The 24,368-nt window shown below is 66.3% G+C and carries 22 protein-coding genes; 9 read left to right on the top strand and 13 right to left on the bottom strand.

What is annotated here, in order from left to right; translation table 11 throughout:
* Positions 1-178 precede the first annotated feature (178 nt).
* Both rplJ and rplL read left to right on the top strand, forming a co-directional pair.
* Entirely contained in the window at positions 179-694 is a 516-nt protein-coding gene (gene rplJ, locus IFT67_RS05370; protein WP_055879768.1) for a 50S ribosomal protein L10, read from the top strand.
* Positions 695-758: 64 nt separating this feature from the next.
* Positions 759-1,133: a 50S ribosomal protein L7/L12 gene (rplL, locus tag IFT67_RS05375; RefSeq protein ID WP_056047577.1), complete on the top strand. Its 375-nt coding sequence runs from the start codon at positions 759-761 to the stop codon at positions 1,131-1,133.
* Between the two features lie 303 nt (positions 1,134-1,436).
* On the opposite strand, the gene IFT67_RS05380 is transcribed toward rplL, so the two are convergent.
* On the bottom strand, positions 1,437-2,756 hold the full coding sequence (locus tag IFT67_RS05380; RefSeq protein WP_192145332.1) for a hypothetical protein: 1,320 nt from the start codon (positions 2,754-2,756) through the stop codon (positions 1,437-1,439).
* A 328-nt stretch (positions 2,757-3,084) separates the two neighbouring features.
* On the opposite strand from IFT67_RS05380, the gene IFT67_RS05385 reads away from it, so the two are divergent.
* A complete protein-coding gene (locus tag IFT67_RS05385) occupies positions 3,085-5,472 on the top strand; it encodes a hypothetical protein (protein WP_192145334.1) in 2,388 nt (795 codons plus the stop codon).
* Between the two features lie 170 nt (positions 5,473-5,642).
* On the opposite strand, the gene IFT67_RS05390 is transcribed toward IFT67_RS05385, so the two are convergent.
* Positions 5,643-6,704: an SDR family oxidoreductase gene (locus IFT67_RS05390; protein WP_192145336.1), complete on the bottom strand. Its 1,062-nt coding sequence runs from the start codon at positions 6,702-6,704 to the stop codon at positions 5,643-5,645.
* Between the two features lie 119 nt (positions 6,705-6,823).
* Between IFT67_RS05390 and IFT67_RS05395 the strand changes: the two genes are divergently transcribed.
* Both IFT67_RS05395 and IFT67_RS05400 read left to right on the top strand, forming a co-directional pair.
* Entirely contained in the window at positions 6,824-7,054 is a 231-nt protein-coding gene (locus IFT67_RS05395) for a hypothetical protein (protein WP_056047557.1), read from the top strand.
* A 28-nt stretch (positions 7,055-7,082) separates the two neighbouring features.
* A complete protein-coding gene (locus tag IFT67_RS05400; protein ID WP_056047554.1) occupies positions 7,083-7,370 on the top strand; it encodes a hypothetical protein in 288 nt (95 codons plus the stop codon).
* A 119-nt stretch (positions 7,371-7,489) separates the two neighbouring features.
* Here IFT67_RS05400 and zwf read toward each other — a convergent pair whose 3' ends face one another.
* The 4 genes from zwf to IFT67_RS05420 form a co-directional block, all read right to left on the bottom strand.
* Positions 7,490-8,989, bottom strand: a complete 1,500-nt coding sequence (zwf, locus tag IFT67_RS05405; protein ID WP_342450562.1) for a glucose-6-phosphate dehydrogenase — start codon at positions 8,987-8,989, stop codon at positions 7,490-7,492.
* A gap of 83 nt (positions 8,990-9,072) precedes the next feature.
* On the bottom strand, positions 9,073-10,620 hold the full coding sequence (locus IFT67_RS05410; protein WP_192145340.1) for a cation:proton antiporter domain-containing protein: 1,548 nt from the start codon (positions 10,618-10,620) through the stop codon (positions 9,073-9,075).
* A 244-nt stretch (positions 10,621-10,864) separates the two neighbouring features.
* Positions 10,865-11,650: a SapC family protein gene (locus IFT67_RS05415; protein WP_107952090.1), complete on the bottom strand. Its 786-nt coding sequence runs from the start codon at positions 11,648-11,650 to the stop codon at positions 10,865-10,867.
* 62 nt (positions 11,651-11,712) lie between these two features.
* The gene (locus tag IFT67_RS05420) at positions 11,713-13,185 is read right to left on the bottom strand and encodes an FAD-binding oxidoreductase (protein ID WP_244647168.1); all 1,473 of its coding nucleotides are present in this window, start codon (positions 13,183-13,185) and stop codon (positions 11,713-11,715) included.
* Between the two features lie 187 nt (positions 13,186-13,372).
* On the opposite strand from IFT67_RS05420, the gene IFT67_RS05425 reads away from it, so the two are divergent.
* The 3 genes from IFT67_RS05425 (at position 13,373) to IFT67_RS05435 (ending at position 16,226) form a co-directional block, all read left to right on the top strand.
* Entirely contained in the window at positions 13,373-13,741 is a 369-nt protein-coding gene (locus IFT67_RS05425; RefSeq protein ID WP_244647169.1) for a hypothetical protein, read from the top strand.
* 272 nt (positions 13,742-14,013) lie between these two features.
* Positions 14,014-15,702, top strand: a complete 1,689-nt coding sequence (locus IFT67_RS05430; RefSeq protein WP_192145343.1) for a DEAD/DEAH box helicase — start codon at positions 14,014-14,016, stop codon at positions 15,700-15,702.
* On the top strand, positions 15,699-16,226 hold the full coding sequence (locus IFT67_RS05435; protein ID WP_446740791.1) for a thioredoxin family protein: 528 nt from the start codon (positions 15,699-15,701) through the stop codon (positions 16,224-16,226). The genes IFT67_RS05430 and IFT67_RS05435 overlap by 4 nt, the downstream gene beginning before the upstream one ends.
* Positions 16,227-16,724: 498 nt before the next feature.
* On the opposite strand, the gene IFT67_RS05440 is transcribed toward IFT67_RS05435, so the two are convergent.
* The 7 genes from IFT67_RS05440 to IFT67_RS05470 form a co-directional block, all read right to left on the bottom strand.
* Positions 16,725-17,339, bottom strand: a complete 615-nt coding sequence (locus IFT67_RS05440; protein WP_192145347.1) for a glutathione S-transferase N-terminal domain-containing protein — start codon at positions 17,337-17,339, stop codon at positions 16,725-16,727.
* Positions 17,340-17,483: 144 nt separating this feature from the next.
* Positions 17,484-18,353 (bottom strand): dienelactone hydrolase family protein, encoded by an 870-nt coding sequence (locus IFT67_RS05445; protein WP_192145349.1) that lies wholly within the window; start codon positions 18,351-18,353, stop codon positions 17,484-17,486.
* Positions 18,354-18,387: 34 nt separating this feature from the next.
* The gene (locus IFT67_RS05450) at positions 18,388-19,452 is read right to left on the bottom strand and encodes an MBL fold metallo-hydrolase (protein WP_192145351.1); all 1,065 of its coding nucleotides are present in this window, start codon (positions 19,450-19,452) and stop codon (positions 18,388-18,390) included.
* 302 nt (positions 19,453-19,754) lie between these two features.
* Entirely contained in the window at positions 19,755-20,432 is a 678-nt protein-coding gene (locus IFT67_RS05455) for a DUF1013 domain-containing protein (protein ID WP_107961628.1), read from the bottom strand.
* A gap of 99 nt (positions 20,433-20,531) precedes the next feature.
* A complete protein-coding gene (locus IFT67_RS05460) occupies positions 20,532-21,554 on the bottom strand; it encodes a glycosyltransferase family 4 protein (RefSeq protein WP_192145353.1) in 1,023 nt (340 codons plus the stop codon).
* 163 nt (positions 21,555-21,717) lie between these two features.
* On the bottom strand, positions 21,718-22,602 hold the full coding sequence (locus IFT67_RS05465; protein ID WP_107961626.1) for a UDP-2,3-diacylglucosamine diphosphatase: 885 nt from the start codon (positions 22,600-22,602) through the stop codon (positions 21,718-21,720).
* A 352-nt stretch (positions 22,603-22,954) separates the two neighbouring features.
* Positions 22,955-23,935, bottom strand: coding sequence for an NAD(P)H-quinone oxidoreductase (locus tag IFT67_RS05470; protein WP_192145355.1), 981 nt, complete (start codon positions 23,933-23,935; stop codon positions 22,955-22,957).
* 123 nt (positions 23,936-24,058) lie between these two features.
* Here IFT67_RS05470 and IFT67_RS05475 point away from each other — a divergent pair, with 123 nt between their 5' ends.
* Positions 24,059-24,253 carry a DUF1192 domain-containing protein gene (locus tag IFT67_RS05475; protein WP_056060574.1) on the top strand — a complete coding sequence of 65 codons (195 nt, stop codon included), beginning with the start codon at positions 24,059-24,061 and terminating at the stop codon, positions 24,251-24,253.
* Positions 24,254-24,368: the final 115 nt, after the last annotated feature.

Here is a 24,368-nt window from a genome sequence, read left to right on the forward strand (position 1 = left end):
TTGCCGGTGCTTAATCTCCCACCTAGACGGGGAATGAGATTTTGTCGGCCCATCTGCGCGCCGCCCCTCTCCCATGCCCCATCGACGAGACACCCCGGAAGCGCGGGTTTGTCTGCGCCTCCGGTTAGTAACCGGGTCCACTGCGCAAGCGGTGAACTCGTAAAACGTGGAGAATGGCATGGATCGTGATCAAAAGACCGCGGCCGTAGCCGAGCTGAACCGCACCTTTTCCGAGGTCGGCGTCGTCGTTGTCACGCGCAACCTCGGCCTGACCGTCGCACAGTCCACTGTGCTGCGGAACAAGATGCGCGACGCCGGCGCGACCTACAAGGTCTCGAAGAACAAGCTTGCCAAGATCGCAATGGACGGCACCGACTACAGCTCGCTGGGCGACATGCTCACGGGTCCGGTCGGTCTGGCCAGCTCCATCGATCCCGTCGCGGCCGCCAAGGTGGTCGTGGAATTCGCGAAGACGAACGACAAGTTCGAAATCGTGGGTGGGGCGATGGGCGCGACGACCCTCGACGTCGACGGTGTGAAGGCGCTCGCAACGCTGCCCTCGCTGGACGAACTGCGTGCCAAGATCGTTGGCCTCATCGTGGCACCCGCCACGAAGCTGGCAACGATCACGCAGGCTCCGGCAGCGCAGCTCGCGCGCGTGCTTTCCGCCTACGCGGAGAAGGAAGCCGCCTGATCTTGCAGGCCTTTCGTTACCTTTTTGAACTGATGGGGCCGATGCCCCGAGATGGAGATTTATCATGGCAGACCTGAACGCGCTCGTTGAGAGCCTGAGCGAACTGACCGTTCTCGAAGCAGCTGAGCTTTCGAAGCTGCTCGAAGAGAAGTGGGGCGTTTCGGCCGCAGCAGCGGTCGCAGCACCGGCAGCAGGCGGCGGCGCAGCTGCTCCTGCAGCAGAAGAGCAGACCGAATTCGACGTCATCCTGACCGGCGACGGTGGCAAGAAGATTAACGTCATCAAGGAAGTCCGCGCGATCACCGCGCTCGGCCTGACCGAAGCCAAGACGCTGGTCGAGTCGGCTCCCAAGGCCGTCAAGGAAGGCGTGTCGAAGGACGAGGCAGCCAAGATCAAGGCTCAGCTCGAAGCAGCTGGCGCTACGGTTGAGGTTAAGTAAGCCGCAGCTGGAAAGACGATTTAGCGCAGGCTAAATCGTCTTTCCAGCAAGGCCGGCCGGCGGTGCTTGCACCGACCGACGAAGCGGGGGCTTTACCCCTGCTGGCCGCAGCTAAGAAAAAGGGCGGCCCCAGAAATGGGGTCGCCCTTTTTTCGTGTCTGGTTATGTTGAATTCACGCGCAACGACGTTGTTCAGCGGAACCTGTGCTTCGATACGAGCGCTCGATACGCTTCTGCGAAGTTACCGGGGCTGTTCAGCACGAATATGGCGGGCCGGCGACATCTCGCCCCCCACCCTTCGATCTAGCGTTCGAACGTCGCCGCGTGCGGTCGGGCTGCGACCGTCGTGAACATGCGAGCAGGGGCGTCCAACCAGAACGGGGCGAGCTTGGCGGAGTCGACGCGTTCGATCCCGACGACCCACGCGCGAGCGGTTTGAGCGTCTTCACCGGCGGTCGCATAGAGGATGTTGGTGGCGACGACGGGGACGAACATCGGCCGATTGGCGGCGGTCATCGTCCGGATCGCATCGCGGGCGATCGCGACGACGGTGCGGATCGTGCGGGTCTCGCCGGGTGCCAGCGCGAACGGCGGCGTCGCCGGACGACTGATCGGGGCGGCGGTGAACTGCGCGAGATCGGTGTCCTGACCGGCATGCGCGGTGAGGAGCGCGACACCGGTGCGGATCGCGTCGGCGGGCACGGTGCCGGTGTTGGTGACGACCAGCTCACACTCGACCGTGGCGCTCAGGAGGTTGAGACCGGCGCGTAGCGGACGAAGATCGCAGGTGACGCGCGCCCGGGGAGCGGCCTGCGGCGGCGGCGGTGCTTTTGCGCGAGGTTCGAGAAATTTTGGTGCTGCTGCCGCGGACGGAAGGATTGCGGCGGCAACCGGCACCGCTAGCGGCTCGACGGATCTAGCTGTGTCTGTGGCGACGCTGGGGGCGATGACCGAAGCGGTGGCCGGTTCGGGTGCTGACGGTTCCGGTGTGGGCTCGACGGCGGTTTCGACCTCTACGCCGTCCCGCCGATGGCCGCGGGGCTTGCGGCGGAGCAGCCAGAGCGCGGCCAGGACAACGACGATCACTGCGAGCGAAAGCCAGAGCGGCATCGCCCTGCCCGTCTCGGGGGCGGTTACCGTTGGCTGTGTCGTGACCGGCGTCGGCGTCGGCGTTGGAGAAGGTTGCGAGGTGGCAGCCTGCGGGGCGGCCTCCGTCGACGAGGTCGCGGCTGGCGGCGGAGGCGATGCCGGCTCAGGCGTCGCTACCGGTACGGGCTCGGTGGGTGCGGGCGAGCGCGTCGGCTCGGTCGAGGTGCGGGTTTGGCGTGTTGCCGGTTCGTTGCGCGCAGCCGAGCGTTCGGTGGCGGCCTTATCGGTAGCGGCCTTTTCCGTAGCGGGCGGGCGGGATGCGCGGCGGGGGGCCGCCGTCTCGGTCGGCAGGACGATCTTCGGCGCATCGGGAATCGGAACCGTTGCATCCGTTTGCGGGGCGGGTGTCACCAACCCCTCCAGGCCTTGGACCGGGGCGGTCTGCTCGGTCTGCGCCATCGCCGGGCTCGCTACCGAAACCGGCAAGATCATGGTGGCGAGCAGGGCGGCAAGCGCCCCGCGATCGGTCGTCATCGTCGAAAATCCCCTGCGCGCGGTCGTCGCGGCGTTGTGCGCGGGGGAGGCTGAACGACGTCCGACGGCAACCCGCGATGCGACGAGGCGCGCCTGGGCAGCGGTGAAACGTGACCGGCGTTGAACTTCCCAGATATCGGCAGCGCTCTACCGTTTCCGACACGAACTCGATATCTCCGGTCTTCTCGCGGTTACCATTGCTGTCGCATCGTCGGCGGCGGACCGGACCGCAGGGATGCGCGCGTGTCGCACCGACTCGTCTACCTTGCCCTATTGTCGACACCGGTTCAGGCCATCTGTGATGCTTCCGACGACGAGATCGCCTGTGATGATGCTTCGATTTCTTCCGTTCTGCGCGCTGGCTGCCGCGCTGGTGCCCTTGGCTGCGCGCGCCGATCCGGCACCGTTCGACCTGACCGGGCCCAGCCTGCGGGTCGGCGTGACGCATGGGACGACGACGTTGCCGATCGCGCAGGTGCCGAGGCTGGCGACCGGCGACCGCGTCTCGATCGCGGCGGATCTGGCCGTCGGCAAGAAGGACGACGGCGCACGCTATCTGCTGGTCGCGGCGTTCCTGCGCGGCGCGACCGAGCCGCCGCCGAAATCGTGGTTCTTCAAGGCCGAGACGTGGAAGGCGAAAAAGAACGCGCTGGCGTTGACGGTACCGGAGGGCGCGCGGCAACTGGTGGTGTTCCTGGTGCCCGAAAGCGGCGGGTTCGATGCCGTCGTGTCGGCGGTGCGCAAGCAGCCGGGGGCGTTCGTGCGCGCGGTGCAGGATCTCGACCAGGCGTCGCTCGATCGGGCGCGGCTCGATGCGTTTCTCGACGGGATCCATGCGCTGGAGCGGACGCGGCCGGAGCGGATCGAGGCGGTCTCGCCACTGTTGTCGCGCAGCCTGGCGATCAAGCTGAAGGCGGAGTGCCTCGATCTCGCGGCGGATCTGCAAGCCTCCTGCCTGACGCAAAGCCGCGATTCGCTGGTGCTGGCGGATGGGCAGAGTTCGACGCTGGCGGATACTCTGGTGGGGGCACCGACCGATCTGGCGCTGCAACTGAGCGCGACGCCGGAGGGCGGGCTTGGCTATTACAGCCCGTATATCGGCGTGGTGCGCGATCTGGCGAAGATCTTCGGCGCGTTCCAGACGACGCAGTTCCGGTATATTCCGGCACTGGCGCGGGCGAATGACGATCGGCTGGCACTGCTGCTGAACGCGGCGCCGTCGTTCGCCAGCCCGAAGTCGGTGATGGTCGTGGCGATGCCGGTGATCGAGACGGGTGCGCCGCAGACGCCGACGATGCGGCGGGCGGAGGCGGACCGGCTGGTCTGTGCGGCAAAGCCCGATCTGGTGCTGCCGGTCGAGGGCGCACCGCTGATCTATGCGACCAAGTTCGCGCACGACATGAGCTTGCGGGTGACGACTTCGCAGGGGGGCGTGGTGGAGTTGCCCGTTCAGGCCGATGCCGAGAGGGGCGGCTATGTGCTCGATCAGGTCGGCATGCAGACCGCGGGCTTGAGCAGCGTGACCGATGCGACGTTGCACGGGCGCTGGGGCTTCACGCCGTTCGACGGGCCGCGGTTTCGGTTGCAGGTGCCGCGTGCCGGCGGGTGGACAATGGTCGATACCGATCCTGAGAATTTGGTCGTTGGGCGCGACAATTCGGTGGCGCTCGCAGGGCCGACGCCGAGTTGCGTCGAGGCGGTGACGCTGGTTGGAGCCTCGGGCGAGGTGCCGCTGGCGTGGACGACGAATGGCGACCGGATCGGGCTGACGCTGCCGCTTGCGAAGACCGCGCCGGGGAAGTTGACGCTGCTGGTCAAGCAATACGGGGTCGAGGCGCCGGAGAAGATCGCGCTGACCGCGCTTGCCGAGGCGGGGCGGATCGATGGCCTTACGCTGTATGCGGGCGATACGGCGGGGACGCTGGCGGGAACCCGGCTCGATCTGGTCGCGTCGATGACCGTCGACGGGGTCGCGTTCAAGCCGGGCGACGTAGTGCGCGCGGACAAGGGCGATCTGCTGGGGCTGACCGCGGATACGGCGCCGGCCTTTGCCACTGGTCAGGTGAAGACCGCGCTCGTGACGCTGACCGATGGGCGGAAGCGGTCGGTGAAGTTCACCGTCGCGGCGGCGCGGCCCAAGGCTACACTGATCGCCAAGAGCGTGGTGGCGCCCCCCTCCCCTGGCCTGCCGGTCGTGCTGGCGGCTGATACGGCGATCGCGCAGGATGCCCGGATCACCTTCTCGCTGCGTGCCGAAGGGACGACGCGGTTCGCGGCGGGGGACAGTGTCGAGATCGGCGCGGTTGCCGGTGGGCCGACGACGAGCGTCGCGTCGGGGCGCGAGCTGACCGTGCAGGACGAGCGGATCGCGGTCGTTTCGGTCGAGCCGGGCAAGGCGCTGGGCGTGTCCGCGCATGGGCCGCTGAGGTGGCGGCTGGTGCAGGACGGCGTTGCGGGCGACTGGGTGCCGTTGACGAGCCTGGTGCGCGTGCCGGCGCTGGCTGGGGTGACATGCAAGGACGTGTGTACGCTGGCCGGGAGCGACCTGTTCCTGATCGATTCGGTGGCGGCGAATGCGGGTTTCGCGGACGCGGTGCGGGTTCCGGAGGGGTTTACCGGGGCTTCGCTGACCGTGCCCAAGCCGGTGGGCGGTGCGCTGTATCTGAAGCTTCGGGATGACTCGGCGGTAATGGCGACGGTGGCGGTGAAAAGCTGACTTCCCCCCTTGAATTCCTCCCCCGCAAGGGGGAGGTGGCACCGAAGGTGACGGAGGGGGAGGAACACGCAACGGTGGTTGCCCTTACCTCCCCCTCCGTCTGGCAAGGGCCAGCCACCTCCCCCTGGCGGGGGAGGATTGCAAGATTGGGTTCCAGCCCGCCCCAAGACTTACGGGATCAAGCGATCCGCCCGCAGTTCCGCGAACAGGTCGAAGAACGCGTCGTCGGTCGGCTGGTATTCCTTGAACCCGAGCCGCCGGCTCTTGCCCATGTCCGTCACCACCTCGATCGGGCGGCCGAGATCGGCGTCGGTGTGCCACGGCGAGGCGAGGCGCGACAGGTCGGCTTCCGCCAGACCTTCGCGCGCCGCGATCTCGCGCCAGATGCCCGCATCGTCCTTCATCTGCTCGTCGAGCGTCAGGATGGTGCCGTCGAACGGGGCCGGCTCGATCCCGAACCATTCGGCGATGCGGCCCCACATCCAGCTCCAGCGAAAGACGTCGCCGTTGACGACGTTGAACGCCTCGTTGCGCGCCTCGGGCGTGGTCGCCGCCCAGATCAGGTGATCGGCGAGCATCGTCGCGCTGGTCATGTCGGTCAGGCCGTTCCACTGCGCCGCCGAGCCGGGAAAGCGGAACGGGCGGCCGGTTTCGCGGCACAAGGTCGCGTAGACCGCCAGCGTGGTGCCCATATTCATCGCGTTGCCGACCGCCTTGCCTATGATCGTGTGCGGGCGGTGGACGCTCCAGCCGAAGCCTTCGCGCTCGGCAGCCTCGAACACGGCGTCTTCCTGCGCGTAATAGAAGTTCTCGACGTCGAGACGGCCCTGCTCCTCGCGGAACGGGGTCTGCGGGAGGACGCCCTTGCCGTACGCTTCGAACGGTCCGAGGTAATGCTTCAGGCCCGTCACCAGCGCCACGTGGCCGACGCTGCCTGCTGGCGACAACGCGCCTAGCAGGTTGCGGACCATGCCGCCGTTGACGCGGATGTTCTCCGCCTCGCTGTCCTGGCGCGACCAGGTGGCGATGAAGACAGCATCGGGCTTGAGACCGGTGAGTGCCTTTTCGAGGCTGGCGGGATCCTGGAGGTCCGCTGCGACGGGCTGAACGCCGTCCTGCTCGGTCGGGCGCCGCGCGAGACCGTGGACGGTCCAGCCCGCCTTCACCAACGCCGCGGCGGTCGCGCTGCCGACGATCCCGCTCGTTCCCACTACCAGTGCCGTCTTGGCCATGTGCAATTCCCATAATCTAGATGATCTCTTCCGATCCCAAACGCGCCGTAATTTGGATGGGATCCGCCGCGGGCCGTTTGCGGTGGCGGCGGGCGGGCGATTGTCGCTATGGGGCGCGGATGACCGCATCGGATCTCCAGAGCCTGTTCGTCACCAACCTCGTCCGGTACAATAGCGGCGACCGGCGACGGTGGCGGCTGATCGTCGGCGACGTGAAGGTCTACAGCCTGGCGACGCACGCGCATTGCAACTGGGCGGTGACCCCGTCGGGCAGCGCGAGCGAGGTCGACGCGGTCGAGCGGCTGGCGGACCGGCTGCGCGAGGATCATCCCATAATCACTGCCGGCTGACGGCCTTTCATCTACGCAGGAGCGACACATGGCGAAGCAATATTGGGCGCAGATCATCGAACTCGATGAGGAAATGACCGCCGCGACGATTCCGGGAGCGACCGATCACGAGGATGCGGCGGATTCGCTGGTGGCGGATTTCGTCGGCGCGATGGGCGGCGAGATCACCTCGGGCGCGGTGCGCGTCTGGGTGCAGGGCGGGGTCGAGAAAGTCTACGACTGGAAGGCCGACTTCACGATGCCCGACATGGACGAGATGGGCGACGAGGACGAGATGGAGGTCGAGGGCGAGATCGAGCTGACCGAGCGGGTTTGAGCGCTCATTGATGGTCCCGACCAATGCTGTTCCCCCGCGGAGGCGGGGGTCCAGGGTCACGAGCACCATCGTTCGAGACCCTGGGCTCCCGCTTTCGCGGGAGAACAGTGAGGGATGAGTTACGGCACCGTCTGCCCTGCCGGGGCAAGTTCGTGCCAGGTGTGGTCGTCGTGTGCCAGCAGCGCATCCGCCGCGGCCGGACCAAGCGTGCCCGCCTCGTAGAGTTCCGGCATGCCGGCGTCATGCGCCCAGAGGTCGAGGAACGGTTGCACCGCGGCCCAGCCCGCCTCGATCGCATCCGCCCGTTGGAACAGCGTCTGGTCGCCGACGAACAGGTCGTAGATCAGCGATTCGTAGCCGGTCAGGTGACCGATATCGAATTCGTCGGCATAGCGGAAATCGAGCGCGATCGGTGCGGTCGCGACTTCGAGACCGGGACGCTTGATGTTGATGTCCATACTCAGCCCCTCGTCGGGCTGGATCTGGATGATCAACCGGTTGGGCGGCAGCATGTCGGCGGCGGCACCGGGGAACGACGCGAACGGGACCGGCTTGAAGGTGATCGCGATCTCGGTGTCGCGACAGGTCATCGCCTTGCCGGTGCGCAGGTAGAACGGCACGCCCGCCCAGCGCCACGTGTCGACCATCAGCTTCAGCGCGACATAGGTCTCGGTCCGGCTGTCCGGCGCGACGTCGGGCGAGGCGGTGTAGGCGGGGACATCCACCCCCTTCACTTTTCCCGCGGTATACTGACCGCGGACGCCGTTGCGCTTTGCCTTGCCGGGCGAATAGACGCGGACGGCTTTGAGCACCTTGCCCTTTTCGTTGCGGATCGCCTCTGCGTCGAAGCTCGCGGGCGGCTCCATCGCGACCATCGCGAGCAGCTGGAACAGGTGGTTGGGGACCATGTCGCGGAGCGCACCGGTGCCGTCGTAGAATTTGCCGCGGGTGCCGACGTCGACCGTCTCGGCGGCGGTAATCTGGACGTGCGCGATGCAGTCCGAATTCCAGACGCGCTCGATCATCATGTTCGCGAACCGCGCGGTCATGATGTTCTGGACGGTCTCCTTGCCGAGGAAATGGTCGATCCGGTAGATTTGCGCCTCGGACACGCGGGCGAGGATGCGTGCGTTGAGATCGCGGGCGGAGGCGAGGTCGTGGCCGAACGGCTTCTCGATCGCGATCCGGCGAAAGCCATGCGGCGTCTCTGCCATCAAGCCGTGGTCGGCGAGCTTGTCTACGATCGTGCCGAAGAACTTCGCGGGCACCGCGAAGTAGAACGCGACGTTGCCGTTCACGCGTCCCTTTAGTTGTTCGTAAACCTCGTCTTTCGTGAAATCGCCCTGGAGATAGCCGACTCGGTCCTTGAGCCGCGCCCACGCGTCGCCTTTTTCGCCGGCCCCCTCGCCGCCCTTCGCGTCGAACGTGCCGAGCGCCTCGCGCAACGACTGATCGTTGCCTTCATCGATACCGACACCGAGCACGTGGAAATCGTTACCGACCAGCCCTAGCCGGGTCATGTTGATCAGCGCCGGCATCAGCAGGCGGCGCGTCAGGTCACCGAAGGCACCGAAGATCACGAGCGTCGTCGGCGGGGCGGGCTTCACGGACTTGCTCACGAATTCGCCTCGGACATGCATCGACCCTTTCTGCGGTGGTTCTCTCAAACAGCGTAGCGCGTGCCGATGTTCCGCGCGCGCTCTCAGGTCGCCGTGAGGATGTTGTCCCCGAACGCGCGCGCGTCGACCTCCGCCCAGTCGAGTTCCTCCTGGAGGCGGCGATAGACGTCCTCGGCCACCTCGCCCTTATTGCGCATTTCGTGGAGCACGACGCGCTGGCAGGCGATCATCTCGAGGTGGAGTTCGTCGAATTCCGAGGTCGCTTGCGGATCGTCCGCTTCGGCGGTGACCTTGCCCGCCGCGCCGTAACGGAAGCGCAACGCGTCCGCCGCCGCACCTTCGCGCGCGGGCAGTACCGCTAGCCCTGCATCGATCAGTCGCTTGCGCGCGGGGGCGATCTCGTCGGCCAGCCCGGTATCCTCGCCGAGGTCGAGACGGCGGATTAGGGGGCCGAGCGTGAGCCCTTGCAGCACCAGCGTGCCGATCACGACGGCGAACGCCGCGAGTACGATCAGGTCGCGGCCCGGCACCGATCGCGGCAGCGCGAACGCGGTCGCGAGCGTCAGGAGGCCACGCATGCCCGACCAGGACAGGATGATCGACGCATTCCAGGGGGGCGGCTTGGGCAGCCAGGACGGTGCGTAGCGGTTGGCGATCACGCCCTCGACGAACCGCACGAAGAACACCCACGCGATGCGCGTGACGAGCACGGTCGCCAGCACCGCGGCGGCGAACCCGATCGCGGGCCAGCGCTCGGCGGCGGGCAGACCGACCAGCACGTCGCGCGATTGCAGCCCCATCAGCGCGAACGCGATGATGTTGAGGACGAGTACCGCCGACGACCACACCGCTGCGCCCTGCAACCGGTCGCGCGCGGGCTGGCCGATCGGGCGGCGCTGCGACACGATCATCCCGAACGTCACGACCGCGAGCACCGGCGAGATATGCAGCCGCTCGGCCAGCAGCCAGATCCCGAACGTCACCGCGAAATCGGCGAGGCTCGCGCCTAGCGTCCGCGCGAACAGGGGCGTCACGCGGAGGTACAGCCACGAGGCGATGACGCCGAGAACGATCCCGCCCGGGACCGCGGCGGCGAGCGCGAGCGGCGTCACTGGCGTGTCCGAATGCGTCGCGAAGGCCACCGCGAGGCCGAACAACAACAGTGCCGTGGCGTCGTTGAGAAGGCTCTCGCCCTGCAGCAACAACAGGCCGCGGCGCGGGATGCCGACTTCGCCGAGAACCGCTTCCGATGCGGCGGCGTCGGGCGGTGCGACGATCGCTCCCAAGGCGAACGCGGCGGCGAGCGGCAGCCCACCTAGCGTCACGCCGACCAGTGCGACCGCTGCAGCAGTGACGAGTACCGCGAACACGGCGAGGCTCAGCAGTGGGAACCAGTGTCGCCGCAAGGCGCGCGGGCTGGTGTGATACGCGGCGTGGAGCAGCGCGGGTGCGATGAACAAGGCCAGCGCCAGATGCGGCTCTACCGTGATCTTCGGCGCGAACGGCAGCGCCGCAAAGGCGATCCCGGCTACCGCCAGCAAGGTGGGGTACGGCACGTTCAATTTGCGCGCCAGGACCAGCAGGACCAGCGCGGCGAGCAGGATGACGTCGAGACTTTCGAATAATTCCACGGGCACGCAACGGGTGGGAGGAGCGGACGGGCCCGACACATCGCGAAGGCCAAAAAAAACCACCCCGTGCGTGTTGCACGGAGTGGCCTAGGTTCAGGGAGGAGGGACGCTAGAAGCGTCCCGTACGGCGCCGCGAAAGGGGGGGACACGATGCCGTACAGGACCTAAATGGGTGAGCGCCGTTTTGGTTCAACCCCTGCTGCACCGCACCCCAAATAATTTTCGCGACCTCCCGGTTTCGCTATCAGACGTTGAACTGCGCCGGTGCCGGCATCTGCTGCTGCGGGGTCATGCCGAGCTGCGCCTGGCGTGCGAAGATGTCGCGCATCAGCGACAGCGAGAACAGGTGCGCGTACAGCAACGGCAGCATGCCCGACTTGCTCATCTTGCGCAGCGCATCGCCGCGCAGGTCGATCAGCTTTTCCTCGTTGATCATCTGGAAGCCGCGATAGACGAACGGCTGGTCGGCGCCGTCGGGCTGGATCGTGACTTCGCCGTCCATCAGCAGCTCGAGCTCGCGCAGCTCGTTCATGAAGTTCTGCGTACGCGCGCCGGCCTGTTCGAACGACTCGTTGAAGCCGAGGATGTTCTTGGTCAGCTCGGTCGGCTGGCCGTTCTCGAACAGCGCATCGCCGTCCTCGAAATCACCGATCGCCTGCGAGGTGGGGTCGAAGCAGAGCGACAGCTCCTGTGCTTCCGGGTGCAGGCGCGCGAGCATGTACGGGTAGCGGCGGACATAGGCGGGCACGTAGAACGTGTTCTCAGTCAGCTTGCCGTCTTCGCCGACGAACACGTTGACGCCCTCGTTCAAGCCCATCAGCGCGAGCGGGATCGCGTCGTCACCGACCGAGAACACGATCGGCATGTGACGCTGGACCAGCGGAAACTCGTCGACGGTGATCGGGATCGCGTGCTGGCCGACCAGGAACGGGGCGCTGTCCTGCGGGCGGACCTTGTAGTTCGCGTGCGTGTCGCTCGAAAGCGGCTCGAGGCCATTATAGAAAAGCGGAAGCTGGGCGGTGCTGGCCATGTTACTCTCCGGATCGGTCGGTCGAAATGCCGGTGGCTCATGCCACCGATTGGGGCGAGGCTCTATGGTGCGCCGAGCGGGCGTGCAAGTGTGACGAGCTTGCCGGGGTTGAGGATGCCGAGCGGATCGAGCGCGGACTTGATCGCGCGGAGTGCTGTCATCCGTGCGGGCGACGAGAGGCGTTCGAGTTCGTCGCGCTTCATCTGGCCGATGCCGTGCTCCGCTGAGATCGAACCACCGGCCGCAACGACGAGGTCGCCGACGAAGCGGGTGACCACCGGCGCGTTCTCGCCATACCAGTACGCGGGGTCGGTGCCGGGCGCGGCGCGGACATGAAAATGGACGTTGCCGTCGCCGAGATGGCCGAAGCCGCTCGCGTGCGTGCCGGGGAAGCGCGCATCGCACGCCGCCGCCGCCTCGATCATGAAGCGCGGCATCGTCTCGACGGGAATCGAAATGTCGTGCTGCGTCGCGGGGCCGAGCGCGCGTTCGGCGGCGGAGAGCGAGTCGCGTAGGAGCCAGAATGCGGTGGACTGGGCTTCGCTGGTGGCGATCGTCGCATCTTCGATCGCGCCGTCTTCGAGGGCTTTGCCGAGCAGGCGTTCGAGCAACGCGGACGGGGACTCGCCTTCAGTGATGGCCGAGGTCGCCTCGATCAGGAGGTGCCAGGGGTGGCGGCCGGCGAGCGGCGCGCGGGCGTTCGGGAGATGCGCGATGGCGGCGTCGAGCGACTCGGCGGGGAGAATCTCGAAGCTCTCGATCGCGTCGGTCTTGGCCTGCATCGTCCGCAGGAGTTTCAGCGCGGCGTGGGGCGAGCCGATGCCGACCCACGCCGTGCCACGCGCTGCGATTGCGGGGGCCAGGTGGAGCGTGGCGGCGGTGACGATCGCCAGCGTGCCCTCCGCGCCGATGAAGAGCTGGTCGAGGTCGTAGCCGCGGTTGTCTTTCTTGAGCGCGGACAGGCCGTCGTAGATGCTGCCATCGGCGAGCACCGCCTCGACGCCCGCGACGAGGCCGCGCATCGTGCCGAACTTGAGCACCTGCGTGCCACCGGCGTTGGTCGAGACGAGGCCACCGATCGTCGCCGTGCCGCGTGCGCCGAGCGTCAGCGGGAAGCGCCAGCCCTCCCCTTGCGCAGCGCCGTCGAGGTCGGCGAGGATTACGCCGGCCTCGGCGATCGCAAGCCCGGCGTCGATGTCGAGGCTGCGGATAGTGTTCATGCGGCGCAGCGACAGGATCAGCGCTCTGCCGTCGGTGGGGGCGGTCGCGCCGCCGACCATCGAGGTGTTGCCGCCTTGCGCGACCAGCGGCACGCGGTGCTCGGCGGCCGCCGCGACGATCAGCGCCACCTCCGCGGTCGAGGCCGGTGCGACCATCGCGGGCGCGGCGCCGTGAAACCGGCCGCGCCAGTCGTGCAACCAGGGATCGATGTCGGCGGGGTCGGTGACGATCGCCTTCGCGTCGAGATGCGAGGAGAGCGATTCGAGCATTGCCGCCTGCGAAGGCGTCAGGATTGCTGACTGAATTTCGGCCATGTACGCGGCGCTAGACAAAATTCATCGCGCGTTCAACGATAGGCGCTAACGATTACGTCAGCATGATCCAGACACCATGATTCACCCCGCGATACCCGCCACCCTGCTCGCGCTCGCGGGTCCCTTTGCTGTGGCGTTGCGTGATGTACCGTCACCCGGGCAGTCTTCGGGATTCGAGCTTGATGGTATGCAGATCGCGCAGGTCTCGATCCACGAACGCATCATCATCCGCGTGCCCCGGATGAGCCGAGCCCCCGTTCGTACCTACGCGCCGCCGACTGAGTGGAAGGAGCATAAGGGCCCCAAATGCATCGCGGTCGACGAGATCGCCGGCGCCATGCTCAACAAGGATGGCGCGGTCGACCTGGTGATGGACGACACGACGCGGTTGCGCGCGCGGCTCGACGGAGACTGCAAGCCGCTCGATTATTATTCGGGGTTCTATCTGCGGCCGGGCCCGGACGGGATGATCTGCAAGGACCGCGATGCGATCCGGATGCGATCGGGTGCGCGTTGCGAGATCGAAGGGTTCAAGAGCTTGCGGGCGAAGAAGTAGCGGGGGGCCGGCCAGTCGCGTGTGTGGCGAACGCAGTCTCACCTAGCTCCGCCATCCTGACGAAAGTCAGGATCCAGAGTAACTGACGGTACGCTGCTTGGCTCTGGATCCTGACTTTCGTCAGGATGACGGGGGTTTTTGCGGAAATACGCCGCCCGTCGCCCGGTCCCCACCCTCGATTCACCGCGTTTCCTTGACATTTGTCGCCAAATCGGCGAGCGCCGGAACGCTTGAGGGCAGTGCATTTCACCCTCCATTTACCGGACATTTGCATGAGTTTTGCCGATCTCGGCCTCTCCGACGAACTGCTCAAGGCAGTCACCGACTCCGGCTATACCGAGCCGACCCCGATCCAGGCCGGTGCGATCCCGTCCGTGCTGATGATGCGCGACATCATCGGCATCGCCCAGACGGGCACCGGCAAGACCGCGTCGTTCGTGCTGCCGATGATCGACATTCTCGCGCATGGGCGTAGCCGCGCGCGGATGCCGCGCTCGCTGATCCTCGAGCCGACGCGCGAACTCGCCGCGCAGGTGGCGGAGAATTTCGAGAAATACGGCGTCAATTCGAACCTCTCGATGGCGCTGCTGATCGGCGGCGTGTCGATGGGCGACCAGCTCGCCGCGCTGGAGAAGGGCGTCGACGTCCTGATCGCGACGCCGGGCCGGCTGATGGACCTGTTCGGGCGCGGCAAGATCATGCTCAACGGCTGTTCGATGCTGGTGATCGACGAGGCGGATCGGATGCTCGACATGGGCTTCATCCCCGACATCGAGGAAATCTGCACCAAGCTGCCGAAGCAGCGCCAGACGTTGCTGTTCTCGGCAACGATGCCGCCGCCGATCAAGAAGCTGGCGGACAAGTTCCTGACCAATCCCAAGACGATCGAGGTATCGCGCCCGGCGTCGACCAACCTCAACATCAAGCAGTATCTCGTGCCTGTGCCGAGCCAGACCGCCAAGCGCGATACGCTGCGTCGCATCCTCGCGCAGGAAGAGGTCACCAACGCGATCATCTTCTGCAACCGCAAGACGACGGTGCGCGACCTCAACAAGGTGCTGAAGCAGGCGGGCTACAAGTCGGGTGAGATTCACGGCGACATGGAACAGCCGCAGCGGCTGGCCGAACTCGAGCTGTTCAAGTCGGGCGCGGTGACGATCCTGGTCGCGTCTGACGTCGCAGCGCGCGGGCTCGACATCAAGGGTGTGTCGACGGTGTTCAACTATGACGCGCCTTGGCATCCCGACGACTATGTCCACCGGATCGGGCGGACGGGCCGCGCCGGGGCGACGGGGACGGCGTACACGTTCGTCGCGCCCGACGATGCCGAGAATATCGTCAATATCGAGAAGCTTACCGGGCAGACGATCGAGCGGTTGAAGGTTGCCGAGCCGAAGACGGCGGCAGTTACTGCTGCGACCGAAGACGATGGCACGGCGCGGCGCGCACGGCCGCGTCGTGGCGCGCGGTCCGCGACGTTTACGCCAGTGCCGGTTGCGGCGGCGGCTGCCGAGGAGTCGGATCGGCCACGTACGCGGCGGGTGCTGCGGGCGGATACGGTGGCCCCGGCGATCGTCGCCGAGGTGCTGGCTGCGGCCGAGCCGGTTGCGGCGGCCAAGCGTCCGCGCTGGGAGCGGACGCCGATCGACGAGCCCGTGCCCGCGGTGAAGCCGCGCGTTGCGGAGCCGGCACGGGTCGAGCCGGTGCAGGTCGAACCGGCGTATGTCGAACCGGTTCGCGCGGCGCCCGTTCGGTCGGAGCCTGCGCGGTCGGAACCAGTTCGCACGCAAGCTGTTCGTTCGGAAGCCGCGAAGGTCGAGCCGCCACGGACGCCACGGACGGAGCGCATCCCTGCGGATCCAACCGGTGGTCGCCGCCAACCGATCGCCGAAACGCCGGTGGATGGCTGGAACGGACCATTCCCGAGCTTCCTGAATGCCGTGATCGGAGGATATGAATGATGTCGATACGCCGTCTCGCCGCGCTTACCTTGCTCGCAACCGCCGTGGCCGCCCCCGCTGCGCCCCGCGCGAAAGTCGTGGCGCCGCACGTCAACACGACGAGCTTCGACAAGCTGCCACAGCCGTTGCCGCTGCCGTATAACGAGTCGGCGAACGCCAATGCGCAGGTTGCCGCCGCCCGTGCGCGGGCACTGAAGACGCACAAGCGGTTGCTGATCGATCTAGGCGGCAACTGGTGCCTCGACTGCCGCCTGCTCGCGGGGACGATCGACCTGCCCGAGATGAAGCGCTTCGTCGACAGCAAGTTCGTGGTGGTGACGGTCGACATCGGTCGCTTCGACAAGAACGGGCAGATCGCGGCGGGTTACGGGATCAAGGGCCGCCTGAAGGGCGTGCCCGCGGTGCTGGTGGTCGATCCGCGGACCAACAAGCTGTTGAATGCCGGGCATGAGACCGAACTGGCTGATGCTCGGTCGATGGGGCCTCAGGCCTTGGCCGATTGGCTGGCGAAGTGGGCAGCCTGATCTGAGTTTTGTGAGTCGGCTGGCTGCATACTGGTTTAGTTTGAAATGGGCGTCGCTAGTCAGTCGCCTAGCTAGCGAATTTAGGGTCCACGATTGCAATCGGTGAAGTGCCCTCACCTATCGCCGCCTTCGCGTCTCTCCCTCTCCCCTACGGGAGAGGGAAGGGGCCCGCGGCCACTTGGCCGTGGGAAGGGTGAGGGCAAGGTTTGTACGGGCCCTTGCTACCGGTCGTGTTCGTGAGTTGGCCCCTTTTTCTAGCCGAGAGCATCCAGCGCCTCCTGCCCGTTTGATGTCGATCCGGTGCGCGCCATTAGGCTGCCAACGCAACCGGTTCTCCCATAAAGCTAATTTCAACACACTGTGCCGGCCCAATACCCGCCGTCAGCCTGACGAAAGTCAGGATCCAGGGTACCGACAGCTCGCCTTCGTGACTCTGGATCCTGACTTTCGTCAGGATGACGAGGTCAGGTATGACCGATCACACGCCGTTGGTCGACTTCAGGCTGCAGCTGCGATGAGTGCGTCGTCCAGCTCTCCAGCGCGCTTGTATGCCGGACGTTCGATCAGGCGGGCGGCGTAGGCTGCAAACGCATCGCGCTTGGGTAAATAGCCAAATTGCAGACCGAACAGGATCTGCGACCCGACATACACGTCGGCTGCGGTAAAGCGGTCGCCGGCGATGTAGGGATGCGCGGATATGGCGCGTTCAAGCACGTCGACGACGGCATCAAAGCTGCCATAACCGACCATGCGCTGTTGCGCATCCGTGGTGACGACGCCGAGCGAGCGGTTGGTAATCGCAGATTCAACGGGACCGGCGGCGTAGAACAGCCAGCGATAATAGTCGGCGCGCTCTTCGTCGCGTGGGGCGAGCTCAGCGTCCGGGAAGGTCTCGGCGAGATAAGCGCAGATCGCAGCGCATTCGGTGATGGTCTTGCCGTTGTGGACCAGCGCGGGGACCTTGGCCATCGGGTTGATCGCGCGATACGCCTCGGCCTTCATCGTCGTGTCGTAGCCGAGCACGACCGTCTCGTACGCGGCGCCGATCTCTTCGAGCATCCAGCGCGCGATGCGACCGCGCGACATCGGGTTGGTGTACAGGGTCAGGGCCACGCGACTCTCCTTGAGAACGGATCGTGAACGATGGTCTCATGGAGCGGGGACACGGTCAAGCGGGCTGTTGGCGAAGCAAGGTTGTTCTCCCGCAAAGGCGGGAGAACAAGGAAGCGGAATACCGGGCTCGGTTTCTAGCCTCCGTTACACCAACGCCTTGTCGAACAGCGCGAGCATGCGCGCCCAGGCCTTGTCCGCCTGGGCCGGATTGTAGACCTTCGAGTCGGGCGGGCACCAACCGTGCATCGTGCCTTCGTAGACCTCGATCTCGGCTGGGAGTTTCGCTGCGGCAAACGCGGTGCGGAGCGTGTCCTTCTCGGTCGGCGCGCGGGCGTCGTCGTTGGCGGCGATCACGATGAGGTATTGCGCTTTCATCTGCGGGATCAGGAGGTGCGGGCTGTCGGACTTGTCGGTGACGAAGCCGCCGCCGTGGAACGTCGCGCCTGCGCGGATGCGGTTCGCGACCGCTGCGGCGGTGCGCATCACCATCGGGCCGCCCATGCAATAGCCGGTGGTAGCCATGCCGCGCTTGCGATCGACCTGCGGTTGCGCGTCGAGGAAGGCGGTGAAGGCTTTCGCGTCGCGAACCGTCCCTTCGGACGTGAGGGCTTCGCGGAATGGGGCGATGCGGCTTTTGACTTCGGGTTGGTCGTAGGATTCGCCGGGTTTCAGGAACGGTGCCTTGGTCGAGCGGTAGAACTGGTTGACGACGAGCACCGCATAGCCCGATTGCGCGAGGCGGTCGGCCATCTGGCGGAAGGCGGGGCGCAGGCCCATGATGTCGGGCCAGACCAGCACGCCGGGGTGCTTACCGGTCGCAGGCGCGACGAAATAGGCGTCGGCCTTGCCGTCGGGCGTTGCGATCGAGACGTCGCGGCCCTTGATGACCGCGGCATTCGCGGGGGCTGGGAGCAACATCGTCAGCCCCATCGCGCCGGTCATCATGCCGAACTGGCGGCGCGAGACTCCGGCCAGATAGGCTTCGTTATCGTCTGCGGTATGCTCGTCGCACATGGGGCTATCCTCTTGAATTTGGCCGCATGCTAACTCAGCCCGCGCGCCACCACCATACGCCATCGTGCGTCTCGCGGATCGCTCGGCCTTCGACTTCGAGGCGGCGGAGATGGGCTAGAGCTTCGCCGGTCGCCATGCCGAGCACGTCCTGCCCGATCGCCCGGCGGAACAGGCGGCCGAAACAGTCGACGGCGCGGCGGGGCTCGGCGAGGAAGACGGCCAGTTCGTCGAGCCGTTCGCGGTGCTCGCGGTCCATCGCGTCGAGGCGGGTGTGGAGGCCGGTGAACGGGTCGCCGTGGCCGGGGAGGACGAGCAGGTCGGCGGGCAGCGTCTTGAGCTTGGCGATCGAGGCGAACCATTCGCCCAAGGGGTCGGCATTGGGTTCGGTGACCCCGAGCGAGACGTTGGGGCTGATGCGCGGGAGGACCTGGTCGCCGGCGATGAGGATGCCGCCGGCTTCGTCGTACAGGCACGCGTGTTCGGGGGAGTGGCCGGAGCCGGTGACGACACGCCAATCTCGCGTGCCGATGGTGAGCGTGTCGCCGTCTTCGATGCGGGTGTAGCTTAGCGGGAGCGGCGTGATGATCTTACGGAAGCCGGCCCAGCCCTTGCCGGTGGCGTGGTCGATCTGTGCGGCGTCCCAGCCGGCAGCCTGCCAGAAGGCGAGCATTTCGTGGGGGACGGAGTCGCGAGCATCGGCGGCGAGCATGCGCGCGGTCAGCCATTCGGCTCGGGTCATGATGATGGGGGCGGAATGGTGATCGCACATCCAGCCGGCTAGGCCGATATGATCTGGGTGGAAGTGGGTGCCGATCATTTGCGTGATGCGGGTGTTGGCTTTGGGGCCGCTGAAGATGGCTTTCCACGCGTCGCGCGCGGCCGCGGTGTTCATGCCGGTGTCGACCAACGCTTCGCCGTCGGTGTCGGTGAGGAGCCAGCAGTTTACGTGGCGTAAGGGGCCAGGGATGTGGAGGCGGACCCAGCCTATGCCGGGGGCGACCTGCATCGTGCCGCCTACTTCAGGTTCTGCGCCACCAAACGGGTAGGTCAGCCCTTTGTGACTGGTCGGCGCGAAATTGGTATCGGGTGCGGTTACCATCCGTTGCGGTTAGCAACTGGTCGGTTTGTAGGCCAGCGGCATTGGCTCATCAGCTGTCAGCCAGAACCCGCACTCGGGTCGGTAACTGATATGCCTGAAGCCACCTCCCCGGCGTAGGCCGGGGTCCAGTTGGAAAGGTTGAAGTAACGGTGCGCCGTCATAGCCATGACCGTCCCCCCAACTGGGCCCCGGCCTTCGCCGGGGAGGTGCGACGGGATGGCGCCGTGTTCCACACGAAAAAGGGCGGCACCTTTCGGCACCGCCCCTCTTTATCTTTTTACCGACAATACCGGGAAAGACGATCAGCGCTTGAAGGGGTCGTCGAAGAGCGGCTTGACGGGGAGGACGCCGCCTTCTGCCACGAACTGTGCGTCCGCGGCTGCCTGGGTGCGCTCGGCGCGGAGCTGCTGGAGCAGGACTTCGCGATCGCCTTCGAGGCGGGTGTCGGTCGGGGCTTCCATGCCGGCTGCCTTCGCCGCCTTCGCCACGGCTGCGTCGAGCTCGCGCTGCGAAGTCAGGCCGAGCGTGACCGGGTCCTTCGGCGTGATGTTAGCGATGTTCCAGTGGCTGCGGTCGCGGATCGCGGCGATCGTCGTGCGGGTGGTGCCGATCAGCAGCGAGATCGCGCCGTCGGTGATCTCCGGGTGATTGCGGATGATCCACGAGATGCCGTCGGGCTTGTCCTGGCGCTTCGAGACCGGCGTGTAGCGCGGCCCCTTGGTGCGGCGGACCTGCTCGGGGCCCTTGATCATCTTGAGCTGGTAGTCGGGATCGGCGGCACCCTTGTCGATCTCGTCCTGCGTGACCTCATGGGCGCGTACGGGATCGCGACCGGTGAGCTTGGTCGAGGTGGTGTCGTCGGCGATCGCCTGGATCTCGAGGATGTGCAGGCCGCAGAAGTCCGCGATCTGCTCGAAGCTGAGCGCGGTATTGTCGACCATCCAGGCGGCGGTCGCGTGGGGCATGAGCGGCTGGGCCACGGCGGAAACTCCGTAAAAATAGAAAGGGCCGCCCCTTTCGGAGCGGCCTGACATGAGAGAGACTTAGTGCGCGCGGGGGCAACAGGCAAGCGAACAAGCTCAGGCGGCCATGAGCTTTCCTTCGAGGGGGACGAGCGCGTGAAGGAACTGGCGTGCGCTGGCGGGCCAGCTGTAGCGCGCGGCATAGGCGGCGCAGGTGACGCGGTCGCGGGTGAGCGCGGTGGCGATCGCAGTGTCGAGGTCCTCGTGCATCGCGCCGACCCGGTCGTCGAGCACGTCGATCGGGCCGGTGACCGGGTACGCCGCGACTGGGGTTCCGCAGGCCAGTGCTTCGATCATGACGAGGCCGAACGTGTCGGTGCGGCTTGGGAAGACGAGGACGTCTGCTGTGCGATAGGCGGCGGCGAGGTCGAGGCCGGAGCGCTGGCCTAGGAACACGGCGTTGGGGAAGCGGCGGGCTAAAGTCGCGCGGGCGGGGCCGTCGCCGACGACGACCTTCGTGCCGGGATATGCGGAGGACAGGAATGCCTCGATGTTCTTCTCGACCGCGACGCGCCCGACATAGAGGAGGATCGGGCCACGTAGCGCCGTCATCTCGGGATCGCGCGCACCGTCGAGGCCGAACTGCACGAAGTCGACGCCCCTGCCCCATTCTCGGACCTGATGCAGACCTTGCTTGGCGAGCGTGGCGGCAACCGACGGCGTGGAGACCAGGATCGATTGCGCTGGGCGGTGGAACCAGCGGATGTAGCGCCAGATCCAGTCGGGGTTCGCGCCGGTGCGGGCGGCGATATAGTCGGGGAACTGCGTGTGATACGCGCTGGTGAACGGGAGCGCGCGGGCGAGGCACCAGTTGCGGGCGGCGAGGCAGACGGGCCCTTCGGTGGCGAGATGGATCGCGTCGGCACCGAAGGCTGCGAGCATGCGGCCGACGGCACCCGAGCGGGCGAAGGCTAGGCGGATCTCAGGATAGGTCGGGCAGGGCATCGAGGCGAAGCGTTCGGGGGAGACTACCAGGACCTCGTGGCCGATGGATTCGAGTTCGCGCTGGACCGACTGGAGGGTGCGGACGACGCCGTTGATTTGTGGGCTCCAGGCGTCCGTGACGATTGCGATACGCATCGTGTCTTCTCCGTTTTGCCCCTCTCCCATGGGGAGAGGGAGGGGTCCGGCCGGCGCAGCCGGGTGGGAGGGTGAGGGCACGCTTTCACTCGCGTTGTGGACTTGTCCTCACCCGCGCCGCTGACGCGGCTTGCCCTCTCCCCATCGGGGAGAGGGTTAGAGGTCAGGCGGCCATGGATATGACCTTGTCCTTCTCGCGGGCGGCGATTTCGTCGCCCCAGTGGAGGAGTTCCATGCGGCCGTCGAAATGCTCGACCAAGGCGGTGCAGCCTTCGACCCAGTCGCCGTCGTTGTAATAGGCGATGCCGGCGATCTCGCGCATCTCGGCGGTGTGGATGTGCCCACAGACGACGCCTTCGACGCCGCGGACGCCGGCCGCGTGCGCGACGACTTCCTCGAAGTGCGAGATGAAGGCGACCGCGTTCTTGACCTTGGCTTTCGCGTGCTTCGATAGCGACCAATAGGGCATGCCCATGCGGCGGCGCGCGCCGTTGACCCACCGGTTGAGGCCCATCAGCATCGTGTAGGCGGCGTCGCCGATGTGCGCGATCCAGCGGTGTGCGAGCGTGATCGCGTCGAACTCGTCGCCGTGGAGGACCAGCAGGCGACGACCGTCCGCCGTCTCGTGGATCGCGTTGCGGCGGATCGAGATGCCGCCCAGGTCGAGGCCAGAATATTGGCGGAACACCTCGTCGTGGTTGCCGGGAATGTAGACGACGCGGGTGCCGCGCTTGGCGCGCTTGAGCAGGCGCCAGATCACGTCGTTGTGCGCGGCGGGCCAGTAGAATTTCTTCTTGAGCCGCCAGCCGTCGATCATGTCGCCGACGAGGTACATCGTCTCGCTGTCGACGTGATCGAGGAAATCGTTGAGCATCCCGGCGTTGCAGCCGCGCGTGCCGAGATGGACGTCGGAGATCCAGATCGTGCGATACTGGCGGCGTTCGACGACCGGCTCGGGTACGGCGGGCCGGGAGTGGATGAAGTCGGCGATATCGGTGATGTCGGCGCCAACGAAGCTAGATGGCGAAAACGTCGTGATGGCGTTCATGAGCCTGCCCCCGCAAAACTATCCTTGCCGCGAGTATTAGGCGAGTATTGTTACACGGTGGTCGCAGTCTGGTGACTGTTCCAAGTCAGCGGATCTGTCGTGCTTATAGCTGAAACAAGGTCAGCATGTTTCCCCGCGAAGGCGGGGATCCAGACTGGGCTCCCGCCTTCGCGGGAGAACAAGTTTTGGGTCGGGTAGCGCTTTGAGGCCACCACCCCGGCGGAGGCCGGGGCCCAGTTGGAGAGGTGGCAATAACGAAGCGCACCGCGTCCTTACTGAGCGTCCCCCCCTGGACCCCGGCCTCCGCCGGGGTGGTGCAATGCTGCGAGTGGTAGGCGTTTGCCCCCTCACCTCACTCCATCGTCAGCACGATCTTCCCGACGTGGTCGCCCGCTTCCATCCGCGTGTGTGCTGCCGGTGCATCTGCGAAGGCGAACACGCGGTCGATCACTGGTTTCAGCTTGCCGGCCTCGACGTGCGGCCAGACGGTGCGGGCGAGTTCGTCCGCGACCAGCGACTTGAATGCGGTGTCGCGCGGGCGGAGCGTGGAGCCGGTCAGCGTCAGGCGGCGGCGCATGATCTCGAACAGGGGGACCGTCGCCATCATGCCGCCCTGGACCGCGATCGACACGTGGCGGCCGTCCTCCGCGAGGCATTGCAGGTTGCGCGGGACGTAGTCGCCGCCGACCATGTCTAGCACCGCGGCGACGCCCTTGCCGCCGGTGATCTGCTTGACGCGCTCGACGAAATCCTCCGACTTGTAGTCGATCGCGTGCGTTGCGCCGAGGCTCAGAGCAGCTTCGCACTTTGCCTTCGAGCCGGCGGTGACGATAATGTCGATGCCAAAGACGTTGCACAGCCCGATCGCCATCGTGCCGATGCCGCTGGTGCCGCCGTGGACGAGGACGGTGTCCCCCTCCATCGCGTAGGCGCGCTCGAACAGGTTGGTCCAGACGGTGAAGAGCGTCTCGGGCATCGCCGCCGCCTCGACCATCGTCAGCGCCTCGGGGACGGGCAAGCACTGGCCGAACGGCGCGACCGCGTATTCCGCATACGCACCGCCAGAGATCAATGCGCAGACAAGCTGGCCGATCTGTTCGTCGCCGACGCCTTCGCCGACCGCGACGATCGTGCCGGAGATCTCCATGCCGAGGATCGAGGGGGCACCCGGCGGGGGCGGATACTTGCCCTGGCGCTGCATCACCTCGGGTCGATTGACCCCGGCGGCCGCCACCTTGACCAGCACCTCACCCTGCCCCGGCTGGGGCACGGGACGGTCGACGAGGACCAGCACTTCGGGACCGCCGGGCTGTTCCGGATCGATCGCCTTCATGACGTCGGGTACACGTAAGTTACTGGATTGGTTTTCGGGTATCGCGGTCATCGCTCGTCACGTCCCTTTAGATTTCCGCGCCTTATTGACATCACTCTGGTGCGGGTCAACGTTACAGAAACTATGGAACCGGACGACACCCCCTCCCGTCCCGACGATCTGCTCGACGCGCTAGTGCGACAGGACCTCGATCCGTTGTCGGTCGCCGAGCTCGATGCGCGGATCACCGTGCTGCAGGGCGAGATCGCGCGCTGCCAGCTGAAGAAGGACCGCGCGGTCAGTCACCGCGCCAGCGCCGACGACCTCTTCAGGCGGTGATCGCGCTGCCCGCCTCCACAAGCGTCGCATTTAGGCAGCGCAGGAACGGACGGGGCCGGGTTCAAGTGCTTGATGCGACCGATATCAATTCCGACATAGTGGCAAAGGGCTCGCG

The organism is Sphingomonas sp. CFBP 13728 (assembly GCF_014841895.1).
Classification (GTDB): domain Bacteria; phylum Pseudomonadota; class Alphaproteobacteria; order Sphingomonadales; family Sphingomonadaceae; genus Sphingomonas.

Coding starts and splice junctions, on each gene's coding strand:
- IFT67_RS05465 (WP_107961626.1), bottom strand. CDS start 22,602: ATGAACGCCATCACGACGTTTTCGCCATCTAGCTTCGTTGGCGCCGAC.
- IFT67_RS05400 (WP_056047554.1), top strand. CDS start 7,083: ATGGCGAAGCAATATTGGGCGCAGATCATCGAACTCGATGAGGAAATG.
- IFT67_RS05475 (WP_056060574.1), top strand. CDS start 24,059: ATGGAACCGGACGACACCCCCTCCCGTCCCGACGATCTGCTCGACGCG.
- IFT67_RS05420 (WP_244647168.1), bottom strand. CDS start 13,185: ATGGCCGAAATTCAGTCAGCAATCCTGACGCCTTCGCAGGCGGCAATG.
- IFT67_RS05415 (WP_107952090.1), bottom strand. CDS start 11,650: ATGGCCAGCACCGCCCAGCTTCCGCTTTTCTATAATGGCCTCGAGCCG.
- IFT67_RS05390 (WP_192145336.1), bottom strand. CDS start 6,704: ATGGCCAAGACGGCACTGGTAGTGGGAACGAGCGGGATCGTCGGCAGC.
- IFT67_RS05385 (WP_192145334.1), top strand. CDS start 3,085: ATGATGCTTCGATTTCTTCCGTTCTGCGCGCTGGCTGCCGCGCTGGTG.
- IFT67_RS05460 (WP_192145353.1), bottom strand. CDS start 21,554: ATGCGTATCGCAATCGTCACGGACGCCTGGAGCCCACAAATCAACGGC.
- IFT67_RS05470 (WP_192145355.1), bottom strand. CDS start 23,935: ATGAAGGCGATCGATCCGGAACAGCCCGGCGGTCCCGAAGTGCTGGTC.
- rplL (WP_056047577.1), top strand. CDS start 759: ATGGCAGACCTGAACGCGCTCGTTGAGAGCCTGAGCGAACTGACCGTT.
- IFT67_RS05435 (WP_446740791.1), top strand. CDS start 15,699: ATGATGTCGATACGCCGTCTCGCCGCGCTTACCTTGCTCGCAACCGCC.
- IFT67_RS05445 (WP_192145349.1), bottom strand. CDS start 18,353: ATGTGCGACGAGCATACCGCAGACGATAACGAAGCCTATCTGGCCGGA.
- IFT67_RS05430 (WP_192145343.1), top strand. CDS start 14,014: ATGAGTTTTGCCGATCTCGGCCTCTCCGACGAACTGCTCAAGGCAGTC.
- IFT67_RS05425 (WP_244647169.1), top strand. CDS start 13,373: ATGCAGATCGCGCAGGTCTCGATCCACGAACGCATCATCATCCGCGTG.
- rplJ (WP_055879768.1), top strand. CDS start 179: ATGGATCGTGATCAAAAGACCGCGGCCGTAGCCGAGCTGAACCGCACC.
- IFT67_RS05380 (WP_192145332.1), bottom strand. CDS start 2,756: ATGACGACCGATCGCGGGGCGCTTGCCGCCCTGCTCGCCACCATGATC.
- IFT67_RS05395 (WP_056047557.1), top strand. CDS start 6,824: ATGACCGCATCGGATCTCCAGAGCCTGTTCGTCACCAACCTCGTCCGG.
- IFT67_RS05450 (WP_192145351.1), bottom strand. CDS start 19,452: ATGGTAACCGCACCCGATACCAATTTCGCGCCGACCAGTCACAAAGGG.